11 protein-coding genes are annotated in these 12,703 nt (G+C 59.2%); 4 read left to right on the top strand and 7 right to left on the bottom strand.

Features of this window, described 5'->3' with window-relative positions:
• Positions 1-11: 11 nt before the first annotated feature.
• The 3 genes from sdhA to sdhC are packed head-to-tail and all read right to left on the bottom strand — an operon-like array spanning position 12 to position 2,524.
• A complete protein-coding gene (gene sdhA, locus ACWHXD_RS10000) occupies positions 12-1,784 on the bottom strand; it encodes a succinate dehydrogenase flavoprotein subunit (protein WP_010211741.1) in 1,773 nt (590 codons plus the stop codon).
• Positions 1,785-1,787: 3 nt separating this feature from the next.
• Complete coding sequence (gene sdhD, locus ACWHXD_RS09995) at positions 1,788-2,156, bottom strand: succinate dehydrogenase, hydrophobic membrane anchor protein (RefSeq protein ID WP_003172805.1); 369 nt, start codon at positions 2,154-2,156, stop codon at positions 1,788-1,790.
• On the bottom strand, positions 2,150-2,524 hold the full coding sequence (gene sdhC, locus ACWHXD_RS09990; protein ID WP_014717729.1) for a succinate dehydrogenase, cytochrome b556 subunit: 375 nt from the start codon (positions 2,522-2,524) through the stop codon (positions 2,150-2,152). The genes sdhD and sdhC overlap by 7 nt, the downstream gene beginning before the upstream one ends.
• A gap of 365 nt (positions 2,525-2,889) precedes the next feature.
• Between sdhC and gltA the strand changes: the two genes are divergently transcribed.
• Positions 2,890-4,179, top strand: a complete 1,290-nt coding sequence (gltA, locus tag ACWHXD_RS09985) for a citrate synthase (protein WP_003172803.1) — start codon at positions 2,890-2,892, stop codon at positions 4,177-4,179.
• A gap of 792 nt (positions 4,180-4,971) precedes the next feature.
• Here gltA and ACWHXD_RS09980 read toward each other — a convergent pair.
• The 3 genes from ACWHXD_RS09980 to ACWHXD_RS09970 all read right to left on the bottom strand — a co-directional run bounded on the left by ACWHXD_RS09980 (position 4,972) and on the right by ACWHXD_RS09970 (position 8,022).
• Entirely contained in the window at positions 4,972-6,630 is a 1,659-nt protein-coding gene (locus tag ACWHXD_RS09980; RefSeq protein WP_032892639.1) for a cation acetate symporter, read from the bottom strand.
• A complete protein-coding gene (locus ACWHXD_RS09975; RefSeq protein ID WP_003190001.1) occupies positions 6,627-6,938 on the bottom strand; it encodes a DUF485 domain-containing protein in 312 nt (103 codons plus the stop codon). The genes ACWHXD_RS09980 and ACWHXD_RS09975 overlap by 4 nt, the downstream gene beginning before the upstream one ends.
• 232 nt (positions 6,939-7,170) lie before the next feature.
• Positions 7,171-8,022: a glycine betaine ABC transporter substrate-binding protein gene (locus ACWHXD_RS09970; protein ID WP_003233255.1), complete on the bottom strand. Its 852-nt coding sequence runs from the start codon at positions 8,020-8,022 to the stop codon at positions 7,171-7,173.
• A 332-nt stretch (positions 8,023-8,354) separates the two neighbouring features.
• Between ACWHXD_RS09970 and ACWHXD_RS09965 the strand changes: the two genes are divergently transcribed.
• The gene (locus ACWHXD_RS09965; protein WP_138763473.1) at positions 8,355-9,908 is read left to right on the top strand and encodes a glycoside hydrolase family 17 protein; all 1,554 of its coding nucleotides are present in this window, start codon (positions 8,355-8,357) and stop codon (positions 9,906-9,908) included.
• A 105-nt stretch (positions 9,909-10,013) separates the two neighbouring features.
• Here ACWHXD_RS09965 and ACWHXD_RS09960 read toward each other — a convergent pair whose 3' ends face one another.
• Positions 10,014-10,385 carry a hypothetical protein gene (locus ACWHXD_RS09960; RefSeq protein ID WP_138763474.1) on the bottom strand — a complete coding sequence of 124 codons (372 nt, stop codon included), beginning with the start codon at positions 10,383-10,385 and terminating at the stop codon, positions 10,014-10,016.
• A 233-nt stretch (positions 10,386-10,618) separates the two neighbouring features.
• Between ACWHXD_RS09960 and ACWHXD_RS09955 the strand changes: the two genes are divergently transcribed.
• On the top strand, positions 10,619-11,917 hold the full coding sequence (locus ACWHXD_RS09955; RefSeq protein ID WP_138763475.1) for a serine/threonine protein kinase: 1,299 nt from the start codon (positions 10,619-10,621) through the stop codon (positions 11,915-11,917).
• Entirely contained in the window at positions 11,910-12,698 is a 789-nt protein-coding gene (locus ACWHXD_RS09950) for an MlaA family lipoprotein (protein WP_003189993.1), read from the top strand. Before ACWHXD_RS09955 ends, ACWHXD_RS09950 begins: the two co-directional genes overlap by 8 nt.
• Positions 12,699-12,703 lie beyond the last annotated feature (5 nt).

Genomic DNA, 12,703 nt, shown 5'->3' with positions numbered 1-12,703 from the left:
GGCAGCCACCCTTAGTAAGTCCGAATCTTCGGTTCAAACGTCGGCACCGTCTTCGGCGAGAAGTTCACGGCACGCTTGGTTACGCGCTTGTCACCCGGGAAGTACAGGGTGTGGCACAACCAGTTTTCGTCGTCGCGATCTTCAAAGTCTTCACGAGCGTGAGCACCACGGGATTCTTTACGAACCTCGGCGGCGATCGCAGTCGCTTCAGCCACTTCCAGCAGGTTTTGCAGTTCAAGGGCTTCGATACGAGCAGTGTTGAACGCCTGGCTCTTATCGTTGATCTTGACGTTGGCGATACGCTTGCGCAGGTCTGCCAGCTGGGCAATACCCTTCTGCATGTATTCGCCGGTACGGAACACACCGAAGTAGTTCTGCATGCAGCTTTGCAGCTCGCGACGCAGGGTTGCTACGTCTTCGCCATCCGTACGCTCGTTCAGAGCGTTCAGGCGCGCCAGGGCAGCTTCGATGTTGGCGTCGGTGGCGTCATCGTATTCGATGCCGTCGGTCAGCGCCTTTTCCAGGTGCAGGCCGGCCGCGCGACCGAATACCACCAGGTCGAGCAGCGAGTTGCCGCCCAGGCGGTTGGCACCGTGAACCGATACGCAAGCCACTTCACCTACCGCGAACAGACCATGAATGATCTCGTCTTCGCCTTCGGCGTTCTGGGTGATTGCCTGGCCATGAATGTTGGTCGGCACGCCGCCCATCATATAGTGGCAAGTTGGAACCACCGGAACCGGAGCAACTACCGGGTCAACGTGGGCAAAGGTCTTGGACAGCTCGCAGATACCAGGCAGACGGCTGTGCAGCACTTCTTCGCCCAGGTGATCGAGCTTGAGCAGTACGTGGTCGCCATTCGGGCCACAGCCGTTACCGGCGATGATCTCTTTAACCATCGAACGGGCCACAACGTCACGACCGGCCAAGTCTTTGGCGTTCGGAGCATAACGCTCCATGAAACGCTCGCCGTGCTTGTTGATCAGGTAACCACCTTCACCACGGCAACCTTCGGTCACCAGTACACCGGCGCCGGCGATGCCGGTCGGGTGGAACTGCCACATTTCGATGTCTTGTACCGGTACGCCAGCACGCAGAGCCATGCCGACGCCGTCACCGGTGTTGATCAGGGCGTTGGTGGTCGACGCGTAGATACGACCTGCACCACCGGTCGCCAGAACAGTTGCCTTGGCGCGGATGTAGGTGGTTTCACCGGTTTCGATGCAGATGGCGATCACACCGACGAACTCGCCCTGGGCGTTCTTGACCAGGTCAACAGCGTAGTACTCGTTCAGGAACGTGGTACCGGCTTTCAGGTTGCCTTGGTAAAGGGTGTGCAGCAGCGCGTGACCGGTACGGTCGGACGCAGCGCAGGTACGGGCAGCCTGCCCGCCTTTACCGTAATCCTTGGACTGGCCGCCGAATGGACGCTGGTAGATACGGCCTTGCTCGGTACGGGAGAACGGCAGGCCCATGTGGTCCAGCTCGAACACCGCGGCCGGGCCTTCCTGACACATGTATTCGATAGCGTCCTGGTCACCGATATAGTCGGAACCCTTGACGGTATCGTACATGTGCCAGCGCCAGTCATCGTTCGGGTCGGCGGAGGCGATGGCGCAGGTGATGCCACCCTGGGCCGATACGGTGTGGGAACGCGTCGGGAACACCTTGGTGATCACGGCAGTCTTGTGACCGCCCTGGGCCAGCTGCAGCGCAGCGCGCATGCCAGCACCGCCGCCACCAATAATGATGGCGTCGAATGAAATAGTTGGAATGTTAGCCATGAATCAGATACCCCAAAGAATCTGCACACCCCAGACGAAGTAAGCGAACATCGCGACGCCGCATACTGCCTGGAAGAGGAAACGTACTGCAGTCGCGGACTTGCCCAGCGCCATCGGCGTCAGGTAGTCAGTCGCGATGGTCCACATGCCGACCCAGGCGTGAGCGCCCAGGGCTACAAGGGCCAGCAGACTGAAGATTCGCATCGCATTGTGGGAAAACAGGCCATGCCATTGCTCATAGCCGATGCCCGGGTTTGCGACGAGGTATCCGATCAGGAAAATGAAATAAGCCGCGAGAACGACCGCAGACACACGCTGTGCCATCCAGTCATAGAGGCCCGAACGCGACAGATTCGTTACGCTGGTTACCATATCCAAACTCCTGCCAGAACGATCAGCACCACGGAAATGGCGACGATGATTTTCGAGCCCAGGCGGCCGCCTTCCAGCGTCTCACCGATGCCCATGTCCATGATCAAGTGGCGCACACCGGCTACCAGATGATACAGAAGAGAGGACAGGAGGCCCCATGCTACGAACTTGGCCAGCGGGCTGGTCAAGCATGCCTTCACCTCGGCGTATCCTTCCTCGGAACCCAGGGATTTGCTCAATGCATAAAGCATGATGCCCAAGCCCAGGAACAGGATGATGCCGGAAACACGGTGCAGGAACGACGTAACGCCGGTGATGGGGAGTTTGATGGTCCTTAGGTCTAGGTTTACAGGTCGTTGGCTATTCACGGCTTTTTTTCACACTGAAGAGCCCCTAACAATCAGGGCAAAGTTGTTGGGGAGTGCGACTGGTCAGGTAAGCACCACCCAGGGAGTGCGACCCCCAATGAAAGCAAGCCCAAAAGCCCTTGGCGGTCGGTGGCCGAGTATAGACAGTTAGGTTACTAATGACAACGCGCACACCTCACCCTAATAGCTGATTGCGCTGGCGGGATAAAAGGCGTAAATGGCAGGCAATTTCGACGAAAAAGTACGGTTAAAGCCTTCTGGCGCAAGACTTTAGGCAAATTGACATCTGGATTTATATCAATATAGTGGTGCGGGCCCTGCGTGGGGGGTCTGTCTGATGATTTGAAGCATAAATAGGAGGCCACATGGCTGACAAAAAAGCGCAGTTGATCATCGAGGGCGCAGCCCCCGTCGAGCTGCCCATTTTAACCGGCACCGTTGGTCCCGATGTTATCGACGTACGGGGCCTGACGGCCACGGGCCGTTTTACTTTCGACCCAGGCTTCATGTCGACCGCTTCCTGCGAGTCGAAGATCACCTATATCGATGGTGATAATGGCATTCTGCTTCATCGCGGCTACCCGATCGAGCAACTGGCTGAAAAGTCGGACTACCTGGAAACCTGCTACCTGCTGCTAAATGGCGAATTGCCAACAGCCGAGCAGAAAGCCCAGTTCGTCAGCACCGTGAAGAACCACACCATGGTGCACGAGCAGTTGAAGACCTTCTTCAACGGCTTCCGTCGCGACGCCCACCCAATGGCCGTCATGTGCGGTGTAGTAGGCGCCCTGTCGGCCTTCTATCACGACTCCCTGGACATCAATAACCCGCAGCATCGCGAAATTTCGGCGATCCGCCTGGTTGCCAAGATGCCGACTCTGGCCGCAATGGTTTACAAGTACTCCATGGGCCAACCCATGATGTACCCGCGCAACGACCTGACGTACGCGGAAAACTTCCTGCACATGATGTTCAACACCCCGTGCGAGATCAAACCGATCAGCCCGGTGCTCGCCAAGGCCATGGACCGGATCTTCATCCTCCACGCCGACCACGAGCAGAACGCTTCCACCTCTACCGTGCGCCTGGCGGGCTCGTCGGGTGCCAACCCGTTCGCCTGTATTGCCGCCGGCATCGCCGCACTGTGGGGCCCTGCCCACGGCGGTGCAAACGAAGCCGTATTGACCATGCTCGATGAAATCGGCGATGTGTCCAACATCGACAAATTCATCGCCAAGGCCAAGGACAAGAACGATCCGTTCAAGTTGATGGGCTTCGGTCACCGGGTCTACAAGAACCGCGACCCGCGCGCTACCGTCATGAAGCAGACCTGCGACGAAGTGCTGAAGGAACTGGGCATCAAGAACGATCCGCAACTCGAACTGGCCATGCGCCTGGAAGAGATCGCCCTGACCGACCCGTACTTCATCGAACGCTCGCTGTACCCGAACGTCGACTTCTACTCGGGGATCATCCTCAAGGCGATCGGCATTCCAACCAGCATGTTCACCGTGATCTTCGCCCTGGCGCGGACCGTGGGCTGGATCTCCCACTGGAAAGAAATGCTCTCCAGCCCGTACAAGATTGGCCGCCCGCGCCAGCTGTACACCGGCTACGAGTCGCGTGACATCACCAAGCTGGAAGATCGCAAGTAAGCACCTGATTGCTTGTTTGTACTGAGAACGGCCTCCCTTAGTGGAGGCCGTTTTTGTTTGTGTGGCCTGATCTACCGCCATCGCAGGCAAGCCAGCTCCCACAGTTGACCGGGTTCACACAGTCGGGCTTGCCCGCGAATCTACACAACTTTGGTGCGACGCTGACCCTGTGGCGAGGGAGCTTGCTCCCGTGACGGCCTTATAGCTGGCGCTTATCTACCTGACACACCACCATCCAAATGTGGGAGCTGGCTTGCCTGCGATAGCGACCTGCCAGCCGACACCTATTTACCTGACGCCCCACGACCCAACTGTGTGGGCTTGCTCGCGAAGGCGGCCTGGCGGTCAACACGGTTGGATTGTGTGCATATCCATTGCTGCGGTAACGGCCACTTAGGGTTCCGCCCTGACGGCGGGTCACTTTGGAAAAGCCCCAAAGTAACCAAAGGGCTCTTGCCCCACCACTCGGCACCTCGCTTAGGCTCGGTGTGCCCGTAATCCGCCAGTGATTTGGGGGGCCGCCGCCACGCGCCATCCATGGCGCGGGGCGGCTAAACCGGCATCCCTGCCGGTTTACCCCCCAAATCCCTGTCGAATTCCGGCCAGCGTGGTTTGACGGGGCGCCTAAGATCAAAAGCAGATCAAGATCAAGAGCGGCTCGCTTCGCATCGTGGTTAGCGTTGGCTGCTACCACCTACAAAATTGTGTAGATACCTATGCCGCGATGAGGCTAGCCCTGGCAAAAAAATACCCCAGCCTTACGACCGGGGTATCTCTTATACAACTGACAACTTAGTGATTAACCGCCCCGCTCGCCCCCAGGCCAGTCTGCGAACGCACAAACTGCGGGAAGTACAGCGCACGCTCTTTCTCTGCCGCCGCCGACTTGTCGGTGATGGAGAAGAACCAGATGCCGACGAACGCAATGATCATCGAGAACAGCGCCGGGTACTCGTACGGGAAGATCGCTTTTTCATGGTGCAGGATCGAGACCCAGATGGTCGGGCCGAGGATCATCAGGCCCACGGCGCTGATCAAGCCCAGCCAGCCGCCAATCATGGCGCCACGGGTGGTGAGGTTTTTCCAGTACATGGAAAGCAGCAGCACCGGGAAGTTACAGCTGGCAGCGATGGAGAACGCCAGGCCGACCATGAACGCAATGTTCTGGCTTTCGAACAGGATACCCAGGCCGATGGCCAATACACCCAAGGCTACAGTGGTGATCTTCGACACGCGAATCTCATCTTTCTCGTTGGCCTTGCCTTTTTTGATCACGCTGGCATACAGGTCATGGGACACCGCCGAAGCACCCGCCAGGGTCAAGCCGGCAACCACCGCGAGGATGGTGGCAAACGCCACGGCCGAGATGAAGCCCAGGAAGATACTGCCACCCACCGCGTTGGCCAGGTGCACCGCCGCCATGTTGTTACCACCAAGCAAGGCGCCCGCTGCGTCCTTGAACGCCGGGTTGGTGCTGACCAACAGGATCGCGCCGAAGCCGATGATGAAGGTCAGGATATAGAAGTAGCCGATGAAGCCGGTTGCGTACAGCACGCTCTTACGCGCTTCCTTGGCGTCGCTCACCGTGAAGAAGCGCATCAGGATGTGCGGCAGCCCAGCGGTACCGAACATCAGTGCCAGGCCCAGGGAGAATGCCGAGATCGGGTCTTTCACCAGGCCGCCAGGGCTCATGATCGCTTCACCTTTGGGGTGAACCTTGATCGCCTCGGAGAACAGCATGTTGAAGTCGAAGTTGACGTGCTTCATTACCATCAGCGCCATGAACGAGGCACCGGACAGCAACAGTACCGCCTTGATGATCTGCACCCAGGTGGTCGCCAGCATGCCGCCGAACAGCACGTACAGGCACATCAGGATACCCACCAGGATTACCGCCACATGGTAATCAAGGCCAAACAGCAGCTGGATCAGCTTGCCCGCGCCGACCATCTGCGCGATCAGGTAGAACGCCACCACCACCAGCGAGCCACAGGCCGACAGGCTGCGGATCTGGGTTTGCCCCAGGCGATAGGACGCCACGTCGGCAAAGGTGTATTTGCCCAAGTTACGCAGGCGCTCGGCGATCAGGAACAGAATGATCGGCCAGCCCACCAGGAAGCCGATCGAGTAGATCAAGCCGTCGTAGCCGGAAGTGAACACCAGCGCGGAAATCCCCAGGAAGGACGCCGCCGACATGTAGTCACCGGCAATGGCCAGGCCGTTCTGGAAACCGGTGATCTTGCCGCCGGCCGCATAGTAGTCCGCCGCCGATTTGTTGCGCTTGGACGCCCAGTAGGTGATGCACAGGGTGGCGCCGACAAACGCGACGAACATCACAATGGCCGAGACGTTCAGCGGTTGCTTGTGCACTTCACCGGTCAACGCGTCCGCCGCCCAAACGGCCGGAGCCAACAGCGAAGCGCCGAATAGAGCCAATAGACGCCGGATCATTGCGCAGCCTCCTTGAGAATCGCATTGTTCAGGTCGTCAAATTCGCCGTTGGCCCGACGCACGTAGATGCCGGTGAGAATGAAGGCCGACACAATCAGCCCGACGCCCAGGGGAATGCCCCAGGTAATCGAGGAACCGGGGCTGATCTTGGCCCCCAGTACTTGTGGCCCGTAGGCAATCAACAGGATGAAAGCGGAGTAAAGCCCTAGCATGATCGCCGAGAGAATCCAGGCGAACCTTTCCCTTTTCCTGACCAGCTCCTTGAAACGCGGGCTGTTTTGAATCGAGAGGTAAATGCTGTCGTTCATTGTTTTTATCCTCGCAGCACAGCTTTTTATTATTTTGGAACGTATCCACTGTATGCGGCTGCGCAATGGGTTCCAGACGACCTTAGTAGTAGATCGAGCTTAGCGAGGATTTGAAAAAAATGTAGGAGCGAGCTTGCTCGCGAAAAACGTCAACGATAACGCGTTCATCCTGGATGATCGCGGTGCCGGTGCGTTCTTCGCGAGCAAGCTCGCTCCTACAGTTGGGGCGGGGTTATTTAGCGGTCCATTCGGCGACGCGCTCGGGGTGCTTGGCTACCCAGTCCTTGGCCGCGGCGTCCGGCTTGGCGCCTTCTTGAATCGCCAGCATGACTTCACCGATTTCATCCTTGGAGGCCCACTGGAATTTCTTCAGGAAGGCCGCGACTTCCGGCGCTTTCTTCTCCAGGCCCTTGCTGCCGATGCTGTTGACGGTTTCAGCAGCACCATAAATCCCTTTTGGGTCGTCCAGGAAACGCAGTTTCCACTTGGCGAACATCCAGTGCGGCACCCAACCGGTGACCGCAATCGACTCCTGCTTGTCTTCGGCGCGGGTCAGTTCGGCAATCATCGCCGCACCCGAGCTGGCTTGCAGTTTGTAGTCCAGGCCATATTGCTTGATGGCTTCGTCGGTCTTGAGCATCACGCCTGAACCGGCGTCGATGCCGACGATCTTGTTCTTGAAGGTGGTATCGGTCTTGAGGTCTTCAATGGACTTGGCCTTGACGTACTCCGGCACGATCAGGCCGATCTTGGCGTCCTTGAAGTTGGGGCCGTAGTCGACCACCTTGTCCTTGTTCTTGGTCCAGTATTCACCGTGGGTCACCGGGAGCCAGGCGGAGAGCATGGCATCGAGTTTGCCGGTGGCAACACCCTGCCACATGATCCCGGTGGCAACCGCTTGCAGTTTTACGTCATAGCCGAGCTTTTGCTTGATCACCTCTGCCGCCACATGAGTAGTGGCAACGCTGTCGGACCAGCCGTCCACGTAGCCGATGCTCAGGGTCTTGCTGTCGGCACTGGCCAGTGTGGAGCCCATCGCAACTACCAGAGTGGCAGCTGCGCCCAAGAGTCGTCGCATCTTCATAGTACTTCCCCGAAAGTGCTGCGCCCGACGGATGCCGAGCGACGTCAAACTGTTGTTATAGGGTGCACCGCGCCCCCTTCACGCGCATCGATCCGGTTGCTGAGGCATCAGTGGAGTACTGACAGTTTTATCTTCAACCTGCGTGGGCATTTGCCCTGCTCTGTCAGCGACCTTGGTTGAGCAAGAAACGACATCACATCGCCAGTAGGACGCTTTGTAGGCGTTATCGCCAGAATCCCGCCCGAAGTTTGCATGTCAAAATTATGCAGCCGCACTGGGCTGCGGCAAATCCGGGTAAGATGCGCGCCTTTGCTCCCCCAGATAAGCCGACCATGCCCGCGACTGCCCGCTTCCCTGCCCTGCCCTATTTCTTCGCCTTGATCCTCGGCGTGCTTGCCCTTGCCGGCTACTGGTACGGCCTCGGCCGGCCCGTGGTATTGCCGGACGTCGCCAGCGCCAGCCATAAGCTGCAATGTGCGTCCTACACGCCATTCGACAAGGACCAATCCCCGTTCGACCAGCCGTTCAGGTTACGCCCCGAGCGCATGGACGCCGACCTGGCGCTGCTCGCCACGCGTTTTGAATGCATTCGCACCTATTCCATGACCGGCCTGGAAGCCCTGCCGGACATGGCGCGCAAGCATGGGTTGAAGGTGATGGCCGGGGCCTGGGTCAGCAGTGACCCCGTGGCGACTCAAAAAGAGATCAACGAGTTGATCGCGGCGGCCAACGCCAGCCCGGACGTGGTGACCTCGGTGATCGTCGGCAACGAAGCCCTGCTGCGCAAGGAAGTCACTGCCAAGCAGCTGGTGGCGCTGATCCATCAGGTTAAAAGCCAGATCAAGCAGCCCGTCACCTATGCCGATGTCTGGGAATTTTGGTTGCAACACCCAGAAATCGAGCCGGCGGTGGACTTCCTGACCATTCACCTGCTGCCGTATTGGGAAGATGACCCGTCCGGCATCGACCAGGCGCTCAAGCACGTGGGCGATGTGCGCCAGACCTTCGGCCATAAATTTGCACCCAAGGACATCGTGATCGGTGAAACCGGCTGGCCTAGCGAGGGCCGCCAGCGCGAAACCGCCGTGCCCAGCCGGGTCAATGAAGCCAGGTTCATGCGCGGCTTCGTGGCCATGGCCGAAGCCAATGGCTGGCGATACAACCTGATCGAAGCCTTTGACCAGCCATGGAAGCGCGCCAGTGAAGGGGCTGTGGGCGGTTACTGGGGGCTGTTCGATGCAGACCGCCAAGACAAAGGCGTTCTCGCAGGTCCTGTGACCAACGTGCCGTACTGGCCGCTGTGGCTGGGCGTCGGCGGGCTCATCCTGCTTGGCACCCTGGTGCTCGGCGGCCGCGTTCGCAGCACGCGCTCTGCATTAATACTGCCGTTGCTCGGTGCCGTGGCGGCATGCTCCATCGGCAGTTGGGCCGAACTGACCCGCGTTACCGCGCGCTTCAGCGATGAATGGGTATGGGCAGGCTTGCTGGTGGCGTTGAACCTGCTGGTGCTGGCCCACGCCGCACTGGCACTCAGCGCCCGCGAAGGCTGGCGTGAGCGCGGGTTCAACTGGCTGGAGCAGCGCGCCGGCTGGCTGGTGGCAATCGCCGGGTTTGCCGGTGCGGTGATGATGCTGGCGCTAGTGTTTGACCCGCGCTATCGCAGCTTCCCAAGCGCAGCGCTGGTGCTGCCGGCCCTGGTGTATCTGGTACGCCCGGTGACCGGGCCGCGTCGGGAGATTGCGTTGCTGGCCTTTATCATCGGTGCCGGCATTGCGCCGCAGTTGTACCGTGAAGGGCTGTTGAACCAGCAGGCCTGGGGTTGGGCCGTGGTCAGCGTGCTGATGGTTGCGGCTTTGTGGCGTTGCTTGCGGGTGCGCAAGGTTTAACCCAATCGCCTGTAGGAGCGAGCTTGCTCGCGAAAAACACCAAGATAACGCGGGGCATCAGGTACCCCGCGTTATCGTTAACGACCCTCGCGAGCAAGCTCGCTCCTACAAGGCGCCGCGCGGCTTCCTGACCAACCGCAACCCCGCAACCACCACCGCAAACACCGCAAACGTCGTGTTGTACAACGCCAGCGCCGGCAACCCGAACACCAACCCCACCACCGCCAACGCCCACCCCGCACGCCCCGGTACAAAAAAGCCCAGCACCGAGGTGATCAACGCCGCCCACCCCAGCAGCTTGAAATGAATCATCAAACCCAAATTCGAACGCACCTGGCATTCCCAGCGGCTGGCCTCATCCGCGCAGATGCCAACCCATTGCCCATCCTCCATGAAGCCATAGCGTGCGGCATAACTGGCGGCCAGCCATAACGGCAGGGCAATAAGCAGCAGGATCAACGGCAAACGACGGGACATAGGGCACTCCGATAGGCAAAAACGGCGCCCAGCTTAATCCCACGGCGGCCGTTAGCAAGGTGTTCGCACAGATATCTGTTCAACAAAGCCTGGCAAAGTGTATCGTCTCGCTACTATTACCCCGATTCCGACGTTTTTTCCGACTTTTCGTGCCGAGTGCTGGCACTTCGGTGACAAGGCGGTGGTCATAGCCTGCGAACTTCATTCAGCCCGTTCCTCTTAGGGATTAAGTCATGCTCCGTTCCTTGCGCTGTGCTGCCTTGCTGGGCAGCCTATTTTTGAGTGCGTCAGCACTGGCCGTCGATATCGACCAAGCCAGCTATGGCTACCCTTTGACCAACCCGTTCGAAGCGACCATTGCCACCACACCTCCCGATCTGCGGCCAACCCTGCCGACCGATGACGAGATCAAGCAGTCCGACTACACCCTGACGATGCGCCCTGAGCGCGAGTTCAGCCTGCCGGACAATTTCTGGGCGGTGAAGAAACTCACCTACCGCATTGCCAAGCAGGACCGTGCTGCGCCGTTGATCTTCCTGATCGCCGGCACCGGTGCACGCTTTGACAGCAGCATCAACGAATACCTGAAAAAGCTGTATTACCAGGCCGGCTACCATGTGGTGCAGCTGTCCTCGCCAACCAGCTTCGACTTCATCAGCGCCGCTTCGCGCTTCGCCACCCCGGGCATCACCCAGGAAGACGCCGAAGACATGTACCGCGTGATGCAAGCCGTACGCGCGCAGAACGCCTCGTTGCCCGTGACCGACTTCTACCTCACCGGCTACAGCCTGGGCGCCCTGGATGCGGCGTTTGTCAGCAAGCTGGACGAGACCCGCCGCAGCTTCAACTTCAAGAAAGTGCTGCTGCTCAACCCGCCGGTCAACCTCTACACCTCGATCACCAACCTCGACAAGCTGGTACAGACCGAGGTCAAGGGCATCAACAACAGCACCACTTTCTATGAGTTGGTGCTGAGCAAACTGACGCGTTACTTCCAGCAAAAAGGCTACATCGACCTCAACGATGCCCTGCTTTATGACTTCCAGCAGTCCAAGCAGCACCTGACCAACGAACAGATGGCCATGCTGATCGGCACCTCGTTCCGCTTCTCGGCCGCCGACATTGCCTTCACTTCGGACTTGATCAACCGCCGTGGCCTGATCATTCCGCCCAAGTACCCGATCACTGAAGGCACCAGCCTCACGCCGTTCCTCAAGCGTGCCCTGCAGTGTGACTTCGACTGCTACCTCACCGAACAAGTGATCCCGATGTGGCGCGCGCGTTCCGATGGCGGCAGCCTGCTGCAACTGATCGACCAGGTCAGCCTGTACGCCCTCAAGGACTACCTGCGCGACAGCCCGAAAATCGCCGTGATGCATAACGCCGACGATGTGATCCTCGGCCCTGGCGACCTGGGCTTCCTGCGTAAAACCTTCGGCGATCGCTTGACCGTCTACCCGCTGGGCGGCCATTGCGGCAACCTTAATTACCGCGTCAACGCCGACGCCATGCTGGAGTTCTTCCGTGGCTAAATATCTTCTGCTGCTCGCCGCGCTGATGTGCGCAGGCGTGGCCAATGCCGACAACAGCAAGGCCCAGGAACCCGTCAAGGTCGATGCCGACGGCTTCAAGGAGCCGCTGACCAAGCTCAAGTTCAACCCAGGCTTGGACCAGCGTGAATTCGAGCGTTCCACGCTCACCGCGCTCAACGTCTACGACCCATTGGAGTCATGGAACCGCCGCGTGTACCACTTCAACTATCGCTTCGACCAGTGGGTGTTCCTGCCGGTCGTAAACGGTTACCGCTACGTCACGCCGAGCTTTCTGCGCACCGGCGTGAGCAACTTCTTCAACAACCTGGGCGATGTGCCCAACCTGATGAACAGCTTGTTGCAGCTCAAGGGCCACCGCTCGCTGGAAACCACCGGACGCCTGCTGGTCAACACCACCATTGGCATCGCGGGCCTGTGGGACCCGGCCACCGCCATGGGCCTGCCGCGCCAGAGCGAAGACTTCGGCCAGACCCTGGGCTTCTACGGTGTACCGGGGGGTGCTTACCTGATGCTGCCGATCTTCGGCCCGTCGAACCTGCGTGATACCGGCGGCCTGCTGGTGGACTACAGCGCCGAATCGCAGATCAACTTCCTCAACGTGTCCGAAGTCAGCTCCAACCATCCGGAAGTCTGGGCCCTGCGCGCCGTCGACAAGCGCTACCAGACCAGCTTCCGCTACGGCCAGATGAACTCGCCGTTTGAGTATGAGAAGGTGCGGTATATCTACACCGAATCGCGCAAGTTGCAGATTGCCGAGTAAACCGC

The sequence above is a fragment of the Pseudomonas fjordensis genome (assembly GCF_976987115.1).
The sequence above is the reverse complement of the archived record's forward strand: the minus strand, read 5'-3'. Positions and strand labels throughout refer to the sequence as shown.